The following is a 15,180-nucleotide window of genomic DNA, read 5'->3' as shown; positions in this document are numbered from 1 at the left end:
ACTGCGCAGTTTATATCTATTGCGCATAACAAAAGCTTGTAGAAAAACTTAACGTTCTTCTACAAGCCAAGAAGGTGGTTAAACCTCTTTCTTTTTTTCACACACAAAGAAAACCCGTTCTGCTTGCGATTCCTCAAGCGGTTCATCAGAAAAGTCCCCATAAACTCCCCGGATAACAAAACCGGCATCTTTCAGCAGCTCTCTATATTGATTAACCGGAAAAGTCCTTTGGTGATGCTGTTCATCAAACCGTTGATATCGCTGATCTGCTTCTTGAATGAAAAACGTTAAATCGTGGAAAACTTCCCCTTGTTTCTCCCCTGGCTGACAAAGCCAAACATACGATATATCATTATATATTTCAGCGAAAGTCTCTCCCTTCATATCATGCTCGATATGTTCAATCGAGTGGGTGTCGAAGAGAAACAATCCTTTGGGAGATAACATTCGGTTTACATTGGCAAACGCTTTGCGTAAAGATTGCTCGTCCGTAATATAATTAATCACATCGCAAAAACTGATGGCTGCATCAAATTGAGAAAAACCACTCAATTCGGTTAAATCTGCTTGATACCACTGTATTTGTTGGCCTGCTTCTTCGGCTGCACTCCTAGCGTAAGCAAGCATTTCTTCTGAATTGTCTATGCCTGTCATTCGGTAGCCGGCATTGGCCAGACGCCTGGTGATTTGACCGGTACCGCAGCCTAAGTCAGCAACTTTGCCGATGGATTTAGCATAGCGGCCAAACATTTTTTCGGCAAAAGCCGTCCACTCATCATATGGGGCATCTTCCATCAGCAAATCATAAACCATCGCAAGCTTCGCATATGACATTAATTAATTCCTGTTTCCACTAGTGGTGCGTCTCCCCATAAACGCTCCAAATTATAATAGCTTCTTTCTTCTTTATGGAAGATGTGACAGACTACATCTTCTAAATCGACCAAAATCCACCTTGCCTGCTCAAATCCTTCCAGCCGCTTCACGGTCAGTTCCTTTTCTTCTGCAGTTTCCTTTATTGCTCTGGCAATTGCCTGGACCTGCCGTTCATTACTCCCCTCACATATGAGAAAATAGTCGGCGATAAGCGAGACATCCTTCATGTCCAATAAGACAATATCTTCTCCCCTTTTATCCTCGCATGCTTTTGCCGCTAATTGTGCCAATTGTTTACTATCCATTAATTGCTTCCCTCCATTTATTATCCTCCAACATCTTCGTTAAATCATTATATGCATGAAAAGTATCCGGATAAATCCGTTGATTTTTGCTCACTAAATAACGAATGGTATTTTTGGATACCATCCAACAGGCATAGTCTAAATTTTCCTTGGCTGCCCTTCTAACATCATCGACCCCTGGAAAGGCACGTCCAGGTTCCATATAATCGGCCAAAAAGACCAGCTTTTCCAGATGATTCATGCCGGCTTTTCCGGTCGTATGCCAGCGAATCGGACTTAAGACATCGTTGTCCTGGATGCCGACCTCGCGCTCTACAAGTAAAGCACCAACCGGGCCATGCCACAATTCATGATGATATTCCAATAAATCCTTGGGAAGGGGCTCATGGATAATCCAGCTGCGCATTTCCTCTCGATCCCGGTATTTGGCGTAATCATGGAAAATCGCTGCAAGCTCTACCGTTTTTAAGTTTCCCCCATATTTGTCCGCCAATTCTAATGCGGTGTCCGTAACTCGGACAGTATGTTCGAACCGCGCTTTTGTCAGGTGCGGCTCTACGATAGCCAAGGCTTCACTCCGTTCCATATAAACGATACTCCTTTATCTTGTTAATCACTTTATCCGGCACCAAATACTTCACAGAATGGTTTGCTGAAGTTCTTTCCCGTATTAAAGTAGAAGAAACATCTATACCAGGTATTTCGATTTCCAAAACTGGGTAGTCGGTATCTAGTCGGTAGTCGGAACGTTTCACTCCTACAAAATGAACCATTCCGGTCAGCTCCTGGATTCGGTGCCACTTAGGCAAGTATTCCACCATATCTGCTCCTATGATGAAATAAAAATCGGTGTCAGGCTCACGATCCTGTAATAACCGTATGGTTTCAATCGTATAGGACTTCCCTTCCCGCTCTAATTCAATCGGTTCTACACGAAAATGAGGGTTATCCTCTGTAGCGGCCTCAACCATCTCCAAACGGATCGCCGCATTTGTTCCTGAATGCTGCTTATGCGGCGGCAAATTAGAGGGAATAAACCACACTTCATCAAGCTGTAACGCCTGGTATACTTCCTCAGCAATCAACAAGTGACCCAAATGAGGTGGGTCAAATGTGCCACCTAACAAACCAATTTTTTTCATAACAAACTCCTTTAGGGCAGTACAATTTGTTTGTTCTCTTCCGATTCTTTGTATAGTACGATGATGTTTCCTATTATTTGTACAATTTCTGCCTTGGTTCCTTCTGCAAGCTCCTCTGCAACATCCCCTTTATCTTCCATACAATTTTGCAGGATGCTGACTTTGATTAGTTCCCGTTTTTCCAAGGCTTCACCCACCTGGGTTATCATATTCTCATTGACCCCTGTCTTGCCAACTTGAAAAATAGGGTTTAAATGATGAGCTTGAGACCGTAAATAACGTTTCTGTTTGCCTGTTAACATTTCATTTCCCTCGCAATCTTTGTTCTAGTTGTTCCACCAATGATTCCATTTGTGGATGTGTTCCTGTCCAAATTTCAAATGCATATTGGGCTTGATAGAGCAGCATCGTATGCCCTTGGTGTGTCCTGGCACCTAAATCCCCGGCTTGTCTTAACAGCTTGGTAGTCAATGGCTTATAAACGATATCACTAACCACTGTATGTGGCTTTACCTTATTTAATGAGATGACCTGTTCATCGTATTCAGGAGACATCCCGACAGATGTAGTTTGTACAATCAAATCATAGTTATCGAGCGACGATTCCGCTTCAGAATAGGAAAGGATTTCTGTTTCGGTATGTAAATCCTGTAAATCAAGCAAGCCCTCTGCTTTGGACTTGGTTCTGTTGGCTATACCGATTCTTTGTATTCCGTGTTTGGCAAGTGCACGGTAAATCCCGCGAGCAGCTCCTCCTGCTCCCAGTATAAGTGCCTTTTTCTCTTGCCGAAGCACGTCAGGATAAGCCTCAGCCAGGGAACGCAGATAGCCGCTGCCATCGGTATTATACCCTTTCAGCCTCCCTTTATCGTTTACCACCGTATTAACTGCACCGATTCTATAAGCATCCGTGTCCACTTCATCTAAGTACGACATGACTGCTTGCTTATGCGGTACAGTCACATTGAACCCGGAGATACCCGCTCTTTTCAATTCATTTACGCGCTTCTCTAGTTGATTCGGCTCCGTCGCGAACAGTTGATAGGATCCCTGAATGCCAGTATTCTCCATGAATTTTTGATGTATGAACGGCGACAAGGAATGTTGAACCGGGTAGCCGATCAATCCTAGCTTATATCCCATTATTCTCCCCCTATATCAAGGAAGGTCGGATCGATATAGTTACGCCTTTCGGGCTGTATACTGTAACCGTAACATCCCCCTCCGGTATAGTGATCCAGCCTAACCCTGGAAACACAACATCCGTTTTCCCTTCTGTTAGTTTCATCGTATTCTTCTCAAACTCCGGGAGCAATTCCATTGACTCTTGGCCAGGAGGTGACAACAATTCACCGACATGGCGCTGGTAAAGATCGTCAGCGTTCTCCAGTTTGGTACGATGGATGTTCAATTGATTCGCAAAATAACAAACAAAAGACTTTCTTCCTCCCTTATTGAAGTCAAATCGGGCAAGACCCCCAAAATAAAGCGTCTGCTGTTCGTTCAATTGAAATACGCGCGGTTTTATCTCTTTTCCAGGCGTGATTGCTTTCACATCTTCATCAGATAAATAGTGAGCCATCTGTTTTCTATTTATGACTCCTGGTGTATCATACAACGAACTATCTTCATCCAGTGGAATATCAATAAAACCGAGAGTGGTCCCAGGAAAATAGGAAGTGGTTATTGCATCACTAATTCCACTGGTCCGGTTGATTAATTTGTTGATCAGCGTCGATTTCCCTACATTCGTGCTGCCGACAATATACACATCTTTTCCTTCCCGGTACGTTTCAATTGCGGATTCCAGTTCATCAAATCCGATCCCCTTTTCCGCAGAAACCAATAGAACATCCTTTACCGGAAGACCCTCTTCCTTTGCCGAATGGTGCAGCCATTGCTTCAGTTTATTTTTGTTTGTAGACTTTGGAAGTAAATCTACTTTATTTCCCGCAAGCAAGATGGGATTGCTTCCAGTCAGCCGCTGCAGGCTGTTAATGAAACTGCCATTGAAGTCAAAAATGTCGACCACCTGCACAATTAGCGCGTCGGTATTACGGATTTCACTGATCATCTTCAAAAAGTCATCATCAGTCAGTGAGACATCTTGCACTTCATTATAATGCTTTAAACGGAAGCAGCGTTTGCAAATAACAACTTCCTTCTCCAAAGCAGACTTCGGCGCATATCCCGGCTTCTTCTCTTCTTCCGTTTGAATAGACGCTCCACACCCTTGACAGATTATTTCTTCCATCTCACTCTTCCTCCCAAGTAATCATTCCTTTTCTTCTCATCCAACTCAAGATCCGTCTTTCAATTTTCCGATTGATTCTTGTCAATTTACCATCTGTTTGAACAATCGGTACAACCAGAATGGTATAAAATCCTGCACTGTTGCCGCCCAACACATCAGTCATAATCTGATCTCCGACAACAACGATTTCCTTCTTGTCCAATTCCATCTGTTTGGTAGCTTTTTTGAAGGCTTGACTCAACGGCTTTCGCGCGCCATAAACAAACGGAGTGTTTAATGGTTCTGAGAATAATTTTACTCTTTCTTCTTTATTATTTGAAATGATTGTAATTTTGATTTCGTGTTTTTCCATCAGCTGGAACCAGGCGATGATTTCCGGTGTAGCCATGGCCACATCCCAAGCCACCAACGTATTATCAAGATCTGTTATAATTCCTTTTATTCCACGAGCTTTCAGATCGTCTGGATGGATTTCAAATACGCTTCTCACATGTTCATTTGGCAAAAACCTTTTTAAGATCAACTGCTAGTCACCTCATTTTATGTATAACCGTTCTCTACACTCCTTACTCATGATATACATTTTATCTTCTGGATTCAAAAGAAATTTTTTAGCAGTTCACTTCTTTTCCATCTTGGCATATATGTTTGCTGTCGGCAAAAAATGAATCTTTCTTTCGACAAATTCCCGCACATTTCACTCTGTGGATAACTTTATTAACATCTTATTTCCCGTCAAATCAAATAATTCCTCCCAAATAAACAGTTTATTAACAAGTTATATACAGCCAACTGTTAATAACTTACAACTTGTCCAACCCATTCTTTCATGGTAAAGTATTAATAACTTCAAGACAGACATTCATTCATTCCTTGAAAATGTATTGATGGGAAACTTCCAATACAGGAGGAGCAGCCTTATGGAACATTTATCGGACGAATTGTTAATAGAATCCTATCACAAAGCGAATGAACTAAATTTAAGCAATGAATTCATTCATTTAATAGAAGCGGAAATTCAAAGAAGGTCGCTAACTCACGAAATTAAATACTCCAGCTGAATACTTCCGTTTTCTGTTTGGATTAAATGGATGGTTTACTGAAAATTGTCAAACTCTTGTCATGTTTTCTCATGGCAGGGGTTTTTTATTTTCGCTAAAATGAGTTTATGGACGTTTTTGCATATTCCCCCCTCGTCCATGAATGCATTTAGTTGAATATTACACCTTGTTCTGATTAAAATGAAAGGTAAGTGTGCATTTATTCCGCACTCCCATCGGCATTATTATCATCTGATAGCCTTCCCCTGTGAATGAGATCAACTAAAGGAGGACCATTATTACATGCTATTCGCAGTTTTATTACCACTTATCTTGACACTTCTTATTCCTTTCTTGAGTAAGGTTAAAGATAAAGTCCACACAGGAATTTTTGTCTTTTTCATACCTCTGGGAATATTCATTTTTTTTGTTCGTTTTATTGGAGAGGGTTTTTCTCCGGAACTGGAAAGCTACCCTTGGATTCCTTCTCTGGGAATTTCACTTGATTTCTACTTGGATGGATTAAGCTTATTATTCGTGCTTTTGATCAGTGGCATAGGAGCCCTGGTTACTTTATATTCCATCTTTTATTTACATAAATCGGAAAAATTGGCGCACTTCTATGTGTACCTTTTACTATTCATGACCGCAATGCTCGGGGTTGTATTATCAGATAATGTGTATGTTCTTTATACATTTTGGGAATTAACTTCTATCTCCTCCTTCTTATTGATTGGGTATTGGAACCATCGGGAAGGATCCCGCTACGGGGCGATGAAGTCGATGCTGATCACTGTCTTCGGTGGTCTGAGCATGCTTGGTGCCTTCATGCTTTTACATGTAATAACGGGAGTCACAAGTGTACAACAGATGATTGGCAGTGTAGATTTAATCCTGTCAAGCGACTACCTGCCGTTGATATTGACTTTGCTTTTATTGGGGGCTTTTACCAAGTCAGCTCAATTTCCTTTTCATATATGGCTTCCGGACGCTATGGAAGCACCGACTCCTGTCAGTGCTTATCTTCACTCGGCTACAATGGTGAAAGCAGGTATTTTTCTTGTCGCCCGATTTTCTCCGATTTTCCATGGATATGAATGGTTCTTTATTGTCGTGAGTGGAATTGGCATAATCACGTTGTGCTGGGCTTCCTACATGGCAGTCAGACAAACTGATTTGAAAGGAATTCTTGCTTTCTCGACAGTCAGCCAGTTAGGTATGATCATGGCAATGCTGGGTTTCGGCACGGAAGCTGCCGTTTTTGCTGCTGTTTTTCATATTTTGAACCATGCCACTTTCAAAGGGAGCTTGTTTATGATCGCCGGCATTATCGACCACGAATCCGGCACGCGGGATATTCGCAAACTAGGCGGGCTGATGACGTTAATGCCTATTTCCGCGACGCTTGCACTGTTTGCTTCGCTATCTATGGCCGGGGTACCACTCCCATTTCTCAATGGGTTCTATAGTAAAGAGCTTTTCTTTGAAAACTCTCTTCACATCGGAGATACCACGTTGTTGATTGCGTCTGTAATGAAACAGGCAATCCCTTATCTTGCAGTGTTCGGGAGTATTTTCACATTTGTTTATTCGATGTATTTCTTGTTCGGAACCTTTACTGGGAAACAGAAATTGGAGCAACTACCAAAAAAACCACATGAGGCACCTATCGGCATGCTGATCGCCCCTGCGATTCTTGTATTCGGGGTTATTTTTATCGGACTGTTTCCGAATCTGTTCAATGAAACGTTTCTCGCTCATGCAGCTGAGGCAATCAGCGGAGTGAAAACCCATGAGCATATCGTTTATTGGCATGGATTGAAACCGGCATTCTACATGTCTTTAATTGTAGTAGCCTTTGGTACAATCCTATATCTATTCCGTGAAAAATGGTGGAATATTTACAAGACTATCCCAGGTGATCTGAGCTTTAACAGAGTTTATAATCGCACACTGAAAGGGTTAGACGTGTACACTTCGAAGCTGACCAAGGGCTATATGAACGGATCACTGCGCAGATATACTGCTCTGATCATTTCAACTATTTTCATTGTGACAGGACTAGTGATGGCCGGTACGAATGGTTTCACCTTCAAAACGGATGACCTTGCACCTATCACACTCCCAGAAATTTTTGTAGGAATCATGGTGATAGCTGGTGCAGTTGGTACCATTCTCGCCAAAAATAATGTAGCGGCCATCATCATCCTCGGCGTATCAGGTTATGGGCAGGCATTATTGTTCGTCTTTTACCGGGCACCCGACCTGGCATTGACACAATTGGTAATCGAAACCATTACGGTAGCCTTGTTGCTGTTATGTTTCCATCATTTGCCGCAGTTGAGCCGCAGGACGGAAGGAACCGGCTTTCGTTTAACAAATGCAGTCATCGCAGTAGGATTTGGCACATTGATGACCTTGATTGGTATATCAGCACACAGCAGCAAATGGTTCGCTACGATTTCGGACTATTTTTTGGAAACCTCGCATGATTTAGGCGGTGGAGACAACGTAGTGAATGTAATCCTCGTTGATATGCGTGGCCTGGATACTCTCTTTGAGATTACTGTCCTGGGTATTGCCGCATTTAGCATCTACAGCTTGATAAAGCTGCGCAGCAAGGAGGGAGAATAAATTGGAAATTATCATGTCGGTGGTAGCCGGAGTTTTATTTGCAGCCGGTATTTATAACTTGCTGCAAAAACAGCTGCTTCGAATCGTAATCGGTACGGTTATCCTTTCGAACGGAGCCCATCTGTTCATTCTGACGATGGGGAAATTGAAACGAGGCGCACCGCCTGTTTTGGAATATGGAATAAGTGACTATGCTGATCCACTTCCTCAGGCCTTGATTCTGACCTCCATTGTCATCAGTTTCGGTCTGACCAGTCTGCTGTTGGTACTTTCTTACCGGGCGGCGCAAGAGAACAATACAGATAATATGGAAAAATTGAGGGGTAACCATGATGAGTAACTTAGCAGTACTTCCAATCATCATCCCGCTAGTTTCAGGGATTTTGTTAGCATTCTTTCATACAAAAACACCGTTTGTACGCCATGCAGCAAAATTGTTGTCCGTGATTAGTACAGGTGTAGCTGCATATGTTTTTTACTACGTAGTGCAGAACGGTACCGTGACATTGGAGACTGGAGGCTGGGAAGCTCCTTATGGGATCGTCCTGGTCGCTGACCTGCTGGCGGTCACCCTTGTTTTAACTACCAATGTTATCGGACTTGCCTGCGTCTTTTATGCGCCTTACTCACTTACTGAGCAGAAGGAAAGGTACTACTTTTATACGTTTTTCTTCCTTTTGATTACAGGTGTGTCTGGCGCATTCCTGACAGGTGACTTGTTCAACTTGTTTGTATTTTTTGAAGTCCTATTGATGGCTTCTTATGCGCTGATTACGTTGGGGGGAGAAAAAGTACAGCTCCGTGAGTCGATCAAGTATGTGCTAGTCAATCTATTTTCTTCGATTGTTTTTGTTACTACTGTTGCTTTTCTCTACTCTGTTTTAGGAACTGTCAACATGGCGCAAATGGCTGAAAGGGTACAGGAAGTAGAGCAACAGGGGATTTTGACGACGATAGGTATCTTGCTATTCTTTGTATTTGCAACGAAAGCAGCATTGTTTCCACTCTATTACTGGCTGCCAAAGCCCTATACCGTTCCCAATCCGGTCGTATCTGCAATGTTTGCAGCACTGTTGACAAAAGTTGGTGTTTACTCGATCATCCGCATGTTCACGCTAGTGTTCATTCATGACACGACAGTGACACATGAACTATTTATTTGGATAGCCGGATTTACGTTGGTGTTCGGAGCAATTGGTGCTTTGTCAACAAACAATATCAAGCTGGTAATCGCATATAACATTATTCCTGCAGTCGGATTTATGGTAATGGGTATCGGAATTTATAACAAAACGGCGCTAAGCGGATCAGTCTATTATATGATAAGTGACATGATAATAAAGGCAGCCTTATTTTTGTTAGCAGGTGCTGTCGCTCATATTGTCGGTACCTCGGATTTGCGGAAAATGAAGGGGCTGATTCATCAGCTTCCCCTACTTGGCTGGCTGCTGTTCATTTCCGCATTCGTCCTGGCAGGTGTACCCCCGTTCAGCGGCTTTATTGGCAAGTTAATGATTATGCAAGGCGGTTTCGCTGATGGAGAGATAGCCATTGTAATCATTGGTTTATTGTCCAGTCTGTTAATTTTGTATTCGATTATGAAAATATTCGTCCGAGGTTTCTGGGGTGAAAAAGATGAGAATATCGTGATCGACAGAAAAACCGCCACCGCACTGACTTGGCCGGTCGCTTTTCTAGTATTTCTCACCGTTTTGCTCGGAATCGGAGCAGAAATATTTTATCCGGTCATAGATAATATTTCGAATCAACTAATGAATCCGGAAATTTATATCGATTCTGTTTTTAAGGAGTAAACCTATATGCCTTTTCAAATTTTACTAAACATTTTGATCGCAGTAATGTGGATGTTCATGAGTGAAAGTTACACGTTCTCAACATTTTTTGGCGGTTATTTGATTGGTATCCTGCTCTTACTGGTTCTACAGCGCTTTATCCCCGACGCATTTTATATGCAACGGGTGGTTAAAGTATTGAAGTTAATGCTTTTGTTTACCAAAGAGCTGATCCTTTCCAATCTGCAGATTGTCAAACTGGTTTACAAACCAAAGTTGGATATCACACCAGGTATATTTGCATTGCCGACAGAACTGAAAAGTGATTGGGAAATCACGCTGCTTGCGAACCTGATTTCTCTCACTCCTGGAACCCTTTCGATCGCTGTTTCCGACGATAACAGTTTGATTTATATCCATGCGATGCATATAGACGATACCCAGGAATCCATCCAGGAAATCAAGGACAGTTTTGAAAAAGCGATTATGGAGGTGACCAGATGATATGACATCTACCGATTTTTACTATATTACAGAAATTGTCACGTATATATGTTTAGTAGCAACCTCTGTTTCACTGATCTTGTTAATGATTCGTGCGATTAAAGGGCCGACAAATCCGGATCGCGCTGTAGCCTTGGATGCGATTGGAATTAATTTGATGGCTCTGGTAGGTCTGATTGCCATATTGCTTGTTACAACCAAATTAAATGATATTGTATTGTTGATTGGTATCTTACTATTTATTGGTACGATTGCATTGGCAAAATTCATAGAAAAGGGTGTTATCATTGACAGGGACGAGCGTTGATATCTTCATGGATATTCTGATTTCGATATGTTTGCTGGTTGGTACATTTTTCATTTTTTCGACGTCCATTGGATTGCTGCGCTTCCCTGATGTCTATACAAGAATGCATGCTGCTACCAAAGCATCGACGTTAGGCATAGCCGGAATTATGATTGGAGCTTTTCTGTTTCTGTATGTCGAGCACGGCATATTTAGCGGAAAGTTGATTTTAGGTTTGTTGTTTGTACTTTTGACCGTCCCGGTATCAGGTCATATGATTTCCAGGGCGGCCCATCGCAGCGGCGTTAAACCATGGGGGGACAAAGTACGCGATGATTATACGGAAGCCATCAGAGCGAAAGAAAATCCAGACCATATGAAATAACGAAAAAGTAATTAAAATACCTGTGGAGGAAATCATCAGCATAAGCTATTTGCTGATGGTTTTTTCATTTATCCAGTTTCCAAAAAGGGAGCTCCTTATACACAGTAAATATAAACTGCGCAGTAACTGTAATGAGAAGTTCCATTGCTATTAAAAAAGGTTGTAAACCACCGCTTCGGTAGCATACTTCGCTTTCCGCGGGCACGGCTTCAGCTAACTTGGTAAAGAAAACCGCTTTACCAAGTGGATCTTCAGCTCGCGCTTTTCCCGCAGGAGTCTGTGTATGCTCCCTGTGCTAAGAGGCATGCTGATTATCGCTTGCTTTACTCTTTCTATTGGACTTTCTGCTTTGTTTTTCTAACTACATGCAGTACAAAGTAATTCAAGAGAATATGTCTAGTACAATTTATAAATAGGAAGCTATTCCTAGCTGCGGAAATACCCGGAGACTCCTGCGGGAGGAAAGGCCTCGGTGAGATCCCGCAGAGCTTTAGCTTGAGGAAGCTTACCAGCCGCCCGCGGAATGCGCAGGGTATTTCCGCAGCGCCGAACTCCAACTCAATAAAGTAAAGTTAGGAACACGCATTCAAACTATGTTGCAGTTAACAATTTTTTGTGCAGTAATTACTCTTTTCGTATTTTTTTTTAATGCGGGCTTTGTACCCTTCATTAACTCGCGAAGCAGATTAATAAATGTTTCACCGGCAGACAGGCACAATTTCCAACAACCGCACATAGAGTGAAGATATAGGCTATAGCCCACTCTAACGGAGGTGCTTGTTTTTGTCGGGTATAATAAGTGCGTTGGCATATCTCATCAAAGAAACACTGTTCTTTGTATCCTATGTTAAAAACCATGCTTTTCCTCAACCACTCTCTGCTAAAGAAGAAGCATTATATATTGAAAAAATGCAAGAGGGCGACCAGCACGCCAGGGATATGTTGATCGAACATAATTTGCGCCTGGTCGCGCACATAGTAAAAAAATTTGAAAATACCGGAGAAGACACGGAGGATTTGATTTCTATCGGAACAATTGGATTGATTAAAGGAATTGAAAGTTTTTCAGTCGGGAAGGGAACAAAGTTGGCCACTTACGCTGCAAGGTGTATAGAAAACGAAATACTTATGCATTTACGCGCTTTGAAGAAAACCAAAAAAGATGTGTCTCTCCACGATCCAATCGGCCAGGACAAAGAGGGAAATGAAATCAGTCTGATTGACATTTTGGAAGCAGAAAATGAAGATTTGATAGAATATATCCAATTGAATATGGAAGTGGAAAAAATCAAGGAATACCTTGGAATACTGGATGAGAGAGAAAAGGAAGTAGTGATCAATCGATACGGTCTAAATAATACCAAAGAATTAACACAGCGCGAAATTGCCAAGAAGCTGAAAATTTCTCGGAGTTATGTATCCAGAATTGAAAAACGTGCTCTAATGAAAGTCTTTCATGAGTATTACCGTAAGGAAAGAGGCACATAAAACAGAGAATACCGATATATCCCTAAAACATAAGAGATACAAAGAGAGTAACAGGAAAAACAAATACTTCAGCCTATCCCTTAAAAGGCGAGTATCCTCATCTCTCTAATTAACATTGAAAAACCGCATGGCATTAAATGACTTTTCCAGTCAGTGAATACCATGCGGTTTGTATCATTCCATTAAACTATTTAAATCACGCTGCCACTTTTTCAACAAGACAGCAATCCAACCAGCAGCCATAATGGTTAGGATCAATATAGTCGGCAAAAGGCCGCCATTATCCATCGGCTCAAGATAGTAATTAATAATCATCCCTAAATAGAAAAAAGCACTAAGCATCAACAGTGTCACCAAGAAACGACCAAAGTCTTCAATACGCTCCTCGATGAGTTTAGCTTCCTGCTGCTTCATAAGCTGCTTTCCTCCTTCCTATTGAACAAAAAGCGATTCTACTTGTACTATAACATAGAATCACAGTTTGCCAGGAAGGTAATTGATGGAAAAGCTCAGATTTTTTCTACTATATCGATGATCAAATTTGCGGCATTTGCAGCTGCTTTTTCTAAAAAAGCATCGAAGGACACGGAAGATTCCTTTCCTGCTATGTCAGACAAAGCACGAATGACGACAAAAGGCACCTGATAATTGTAAGCTACTTGAGCTATTGCTGCTGCTTCCATTTCTGCCGCAATCATATCAGGAAACTTGTCCCTGGCAAATGCCACACGTTCTTCATCTTGCATAAATGAATCACTAGTAGCAATCAATCCCTTTTTCGCCTGAAGATCGTCAAGTCCATTTGCTGCCTGGATCGCTAACTCTACTAATTGTTCGTCCGCTTCATATTTAGGAGGCATTCCTGGAACCTGTCCATATTCATAATCAAATGCCGTAACATCTACATCGTGGTGCGTAACAGAAGTCGATATGACAATATCCCCCACCTCTAGTTCCTGATTGAATCCACCTGCAGAGCCCGTGTTGATGACATGAGTGGGCGCAAACCTCTCATGAAGAATCGTTGCTGCCATCGCGGCATTTACTTTTCCTATGCCCGATTGAAGTAAGACGACCTCACGATTTTTCAGTGTCCCCTTTACAAATGTACACCCTGCTGCCTTAATCGTATCAGTAACGTCCATTTTCCCCTTCAAAAGTTGCACTTCTTCGTCCATTGCTCCGATAATGGCAATTGTCATAGTCTATTTCCTCCTGTAACATTGTTCCTGTTATTGTTCAAAACGGTATTTTTGATCATTTTCTTTTAACACTTCCACCTTGGTTGGTTTCCAGCCCTCGTTTTCTACCCAAGTTAGGTATGTCCGGTATGTTTCTGTCTCGTCACTATCGGAAACGGTGGCAATAACTTGTTGGTCGGCACTTCCTCTTTCGACCCACCAGACAACTCGGTTGCTGCTTGGTAAATCCGTCGCCAATTCAATGGCTTCCATCATTTCTTCCCAATCCTGTGTACCTTCTTCGAACGTCGTTTGATGTGTCCCCTGCTGTTTCGTACCTACCGGTTTCCAATCTGCTGTGTACGCTTCTTTTACATTACTGTCTCCGCTTGAATCAACCGTTTCTTTTTCTGCCTCTTGTCCCGTATCATTTTCATTGGGTTCCGTTTCTTCTTCTTCGCTTGTTTCGGAATCCGGCTGATTCGCTCCATCCGCCGTGTCCTCATTTTCGTTCTTGTCGTCTTCTCCCACCTCAGCAGCAGAATCCTGCTCCTTTTCAGGCGATACTTCTTGGTTTTCATTGTTATTTGTGGCATTATCTTCATCCCCACCGCCGAACAGAAAGAAACCAATCAAAACAAGGATCAGTATTCCGCCGGCAATTAGAAGGAAAGTTATCGCTTTTGTGCCTTTTCTTCTTTTTTCAAAACGATTCACCCTGGATGGTGAATGAAAATCATCTGACATGAAAGTACCTCCTTTTCCATCTATCTGCTATTATACTATGGTATTTTGAATTGGACAAAATCATTCTAACCTTCCCGCCAGATTATTTTTGTCGAACTTCTTCTACTTTTGGCATATAGGAAGGAGTCCGTGCATAAACATCTAACTAATAAAACAGCGAGTTCAGAAGGGGATGATGCTATTGAAAATTACCAAGTTCGATCAGCAGCTTTGGGGGATAACCACCTTCAATGAAGTCGGTTATGATAAAGAACAAAATCTGTTTTCCATTTTCTTTTTAGATGGCACAGAGGTTCAATTTGCTGAAGTGGAAGAATTGGTCGTCTTCGAGTTCCTGATTTCCTTGAAAAAGGAGGATTTTATCAGAAAAGTGTTTCTTCCCTACTATCCTTGCAAGCACAGAAAAGTACTTTCAGAATTGAAGTGAACAAGTTCTTGAAAAGGATATGGACTCCGTTCTCAACGATAACGAACCAGCAACAAAATTAAGGGGCTGTCCAAAACATTCATCAGCATAGAAAACTGCTGATGATTTTTTTGAATAG

General features: G+C 41.9%; 20 protein-coding genes. 9 read left to right on the top strand and 11 right to left on the bottom strand.

Annotation, left to right across the window (positions count from 1 at the left end):
* Positions 1–78: 78 nt before the first annotated feature.
* Genes BLR82_RS18685 through BLR82_RS18650 form a run of 8 tightly spaced genes read right to left on the bottom strand, consistent with a single transcriptional unit; the run spans position 79 to position 5,097 of the window.
* Positions 79–834 (bottom strand): class I SAM-dependent DNA methyltransferase, encoded by a 756-nt coding sequence (locus BLR82_RS18685; protein WP_074600951.1) that lies wholly within the window; start codon positions 832–834, stop codon positions 79–81.
* Positions 834–1,181, bottom strand: coding sequence for a ribosome silencing factor (gene rsfS, locus BLR82_RS18680; protein WP_026569883.1), 348 nt, complete (start codon positions 1,179–1,181; stop codon positions 834–836). Before rsfS ends, BLR82_RS18685 begins: the two co-directional genes overlap by 1 nt.
* On the bottom strand, positions 1,174–1,767 hold the full coding sequence (gene yqeK / locus BLR82_RS18675; RefSeq protein WP_074600950.1) for a bis(5'-nucleosyl)-tetraphosphatase (symmetrical) YqeK: 594 nt from the start codon (positions 1,765–1,767) through the stop codon (positions 1,174–1,176). The genes rsfS and yqeK overlap by 8 nt, the downstream gene beginning before the upstream one ends.
* Complete coding sequence (locus BLR82_RS18670) at positions 1,754–2,323, bottom strand: nicotinate-nucleotide adenylyltransferase (RefSeq protein ID WP_074600949.1); 570 nt, start codon at positions 2,321–2,323, stop codon at positions 1,754–1,756. The genes yqeK and BLR82_RS18670 overlap by 14 nt, the downstream gene beginning before the upstream one ends.
* Before the next feature lie 11 nt (positions 2,324–2,334).
* Complete coding sequence (gene yhbY, locus BLR82_RS18665) at positions 2,335–2,625, bottom strand: ribosome assembly RNA-binding protein YhbY (protein ID WP_074600948.1); 291 nt, start codon at positions 2,623–2,625, stop codon at positions 2,335–2,337.
* A gap of 1 nt (position 2,626) precedes the next feature.
* Positions 2,627–3,466 carry a shikimate dehydrogenase gene (gene aroE, locus BLR82_RS18660; RefSeq protein ID WP_074600947.1) on the bottom strand — a complete coding sequence of 280 codons (840 nt, stop codon included), beginning with the start codon at positions 3,464–3,466 and terminating at the stop codon, positions 2,627–2,629.
* A gap of 10 nt (positions 3,467–3,476) precedes the next feature.
* Positions 3,477–4,577 carry a ribosome biogenesis GTPase YqeH gene (gene yqeH, locus BLR82_RS18655; RefSeq protein WP_074600946.1) on the bottom strand — a complete coding sequence of 367 codons (1,101 nt, stop codon included), beginning with the start codon at positions 4,575–4,577 and terminating at the stop codon, positions 3,477–3,479.
* 1 nt (position 4,578) lies between these two features.
* Positions 4,579–5,097: a YqeG family HAD IIIA-type phosphatase gene (locus BLR82_RS18650; protein ID WP_074600981.1), complete on the bottom strand. Its 519-nt coding sequence runs from the start codon at positions 5,095–5,097 to the stop codon at positions 4,579–4,581.
* A 400-nt stretch (positions 5,098–5,497) separates the two neighbouring features.
* Here BLR82_RS18650 and sda point away from each other — a divergent pair, with 400 nt between their 5' ends.
* The 8 genes from sda (at position 5,498) to sigK (ending at position 12,707) form a co-directional block, all read left to right on the top strand.
* Positions 5,498–5,638, top strand: a complete 141-nt coding sequence (gene sda, locus BLR82_RS18645) for a sporulation histidine kinase inhibitor Sda (RefSeq protein WP_026569877.1) — start codon at positions 5,498–5,500, stop codon at positions 5,636–5,638.
* A gap of 282 nt (positions 5,639–5,920) precedes the next feature.
* Positions 5,921–8,251, top strand: coding sequence for a Na+/H+ antiporter subunit A (locus BLR82_RS18640; protein ID WP_074600945.1), 2,331 nt, complete (start codon positions 5,921–5,923; stop codon positions 8,249–8,251).
* Between the two features lies 1 nt (position 8,252).
* Positions 8,253–8,591, top strand: coding sequence for a Na(+)/H(+) antiporter subunit C (locus BLR82_RS18635; RefSeq protein ID WP_074600944.1), 339 nt, complete (start codon positions 8,253–8,255; stop codon positions 8,589–8,591).
* Positions 8,584–10,065, top strand: a complete 1,482-nt coding sequence (locus BLR82_RS18630; RefSeq protein ID WP_074600943.1) for a Na+/H+ antiporter subunit D — start codon at positions 8,584–8,586, stop codon at positions 10,063–10,065. Before BLR82_RS18635 ends, BLR82_RS18630 begins: the two co-directional genes overlap by 8 nt.
* 6 nt (positions 10,066–10,071) lie before the next feature.
* Positions 10,072–10,548, top strand: coding sequence for a Na+/H+ antiporter subunit E (locus BLR82_RS18625; RefSeq protein WP_074600942.1), 477 nt, complete (start codon positions 10,072–10,074; stop codon positions 10,546–10,548).
* 85 nt (positions 10,549–10,633) lie between these two features.
* Entirely contained in the window at positions 10,634–10,855 is a 222-nt protein-coding gene (locus BLR82_RS18620) for a monovalent cation/H+ antiporter complex subunit F (RefSeq protein WP_371068787.1), read from the top strand.
* A complete protein-coding gene (mnhG, locus tag BLR82_RS18615; protein WP_074600940.1) occupies positions 10,836–11,219 on the top strand; it encodes a monovalent cation/H(+) antiporter subunit G in 384 nt (127 codons plus the stop codon). Before BLR82_RS18620 ends, mnhG begins: the two co-directional genes overlap by 20 nt.
* 783 nt (positions 11,220–12,002) lie before the next feature.
* Positions 12,003–12,707, top strand: coding sequence for an RNA polymerase sporulation sigma factor SigK (gene sigK, locus BLR82_RS18610; protein ID WP_074600939.1), 705 nt, complete (start codon positions 12,003–12,005; stop codon positions 12,705–12,707).
* Between the two features lie 174 nt (positions 12,708–12,881).
* On the opposite strand, the gene BLR82_RS18605 is transcribed toward sigK, so the two are convergent.
* The 3 genes from BLR82_RS18605 to BLR82_RS18595 all read right to left on the bottom strand — a co-directional run bounded on the left by BLR82_RS18605 (position 12,882) and on the right by BLR82_RS18595 (position 14,635).
* A complete protein-coding gene (locus BLR82_RS18605; RefSeq protein WP_074600938.1) occupies positions 12,882–13,121 on the bottom strand; it encodes a YrhC family protein in 240 nt (79 codons plus the stop codon).
* 95 nt (positions 13,122–13,216) lie between these two features.
* Entirely contained in the window at positions 13,217–13,909 is a 693-nt protein-coding gene (gene mtnN / locus BLR82_RS18600) for a 5'-methylthioadenosine/S-adenosylhomocysteine nucleosidase (protein ID WP_074600937.1), read from the bottom strand.
* 30 nt (positions 13,910–13,939) lie between these two features.
* Positions 13,940–14,635, bottom strand: coding sequence for a YrrS family protein (locus BLR82_RS18595; RefSeq protein ID WP_074600936.1), 696 nt, complete (start codon positions 14,633–14,635; stop codon positions 13,940–13,942).
* Between the two features lie 181 nt (positions 14,636–14,816).
* Between BLR82_RS18595 and BLR82_RS18590 the strand changes: the two genes are divergently transcribed.
* The gene (locus BLR82_RS18590) at positions 14,817–15,062 is read left to right on the top strand and encodes a KTSC domain-containing protein (protein WP_083334944.1); all 246 of its coding nucleotides are present in this window, start codon (positions 14,817–14,819) and stop codon (positions 15,060–15,062) included.
* Positions 15,063–15,180 lie beyond the last annotated feature (118 nt).

Origin of the sequence: Sediminibacillus halophilus (assembly GCF_900103695.1) — a bacterium.
Taxonomy (GTDB): domain Bacteria; phylum Bacillota; class Bacilli; order Bacillales; family Amphibacillaceae; genus Sediminibacillus; species Sediminibacillus halophilus.
This window is presented reverse-complemented; position numbering and strand designations above follow the sequence as displayed.

Coding starts and splice junctions, on each gene's coding strand:
- BLR82_RS18685 (WP_074600951.1), bottom strand. CDS start 834: ATGTCATATGCGAAGCTTGCGATGGTTTATGATTTGCTGATGGAAGAT.
- rsfS (WP_026569883.1), bottom strand. CDS start 1,181: ATGGATAGTAAACAATTGGCACAATTAGCGGCAAAAGCATGCGAGGAT.
- yqeK (WP_074600950.1), bottom strand. CDS start 1,767: ATGGAACGGAGTGAAGCCTTGGCTATCGTAGAGCCGCACCTGACAAAA.
- BLR82_RS18670 (WP_074600949.1), bottom strand. CDS start 2,323: ATGAAAAAAATTGGTTTGTTAGGTGGCACATTTGACCCACCTCATTTG.
- yhbY (WP_074600948.1), bottom strand. CDS start 2,625: ATGTTAACAGGCAAACAGAAACGTTATTTACGGTCTCAAGCTCATCAT.
- aroE (WP_074600947.1), bottom strand. CDS start 3,466: ATGGGATATAAGCTAGGATTGATCGGCTACCCGGTTCAACATTCCTTG.
- yqeH (WP_074600946.1), bottom strand. CDS start 4,577: ATGGAAGAAATAATCTGTCAAGGGTGTGGAGCGTCTATTCAAACGGAA.
- sda (WP_026569877.1), top strand. CDS start 5,498: ATGGAACATTTATCGGACGAATTGTTAATAGAATCCTATCACAAAGCG.
- BLR82_RS18640 (WP_074600945.1), top strand. CDS start 5,921: ATGCTATTCGCAGTTTTATTACCACTTATCTTGACACTTCTTATTCCT.
- BLR82_RS18630 (WP_074600943.1), top strand. CDS start 8,584: ATGAGTAACTTAGCAGTACTTCCAATCATCATCCCGCTAGTTTCAGGG.
- BLR82_RS18625 (WP_074600942.1), top strand. CDS start 10,072: ATGCCTTTTCAAATTTTACTAAACATTTTGATCGCAGTAATGTGGATG.
- BLR82_RS18620 (WP_371068787.1), top strand. CDS start 10,634: ATGATTCGTGCGATTAAAGGGCCGACAAATCCGGATCGCGCTGTAGCC.
- BLR82_RS18605 (WP_074600938.1), bottom strand. CDS start 13,121: ATGAAGCAGCAGGAAGCTAAACTCATCGAGGAGCGTATTGAAGACTTT.
- mtnN (WP_074600937.1), bottom strand. CDS start 13,909: ATGACAATTGCCATTATCGGAGCAATGGACGAAGAAGTGCAACTTTTG.
- BLR82_RS18595 (WP_074600936.1), bottom strand. CDS start 14,635: ATGTCAGATGATTTTCATTCACCATCCAGGGTGAATCGTTTTGAAAAA.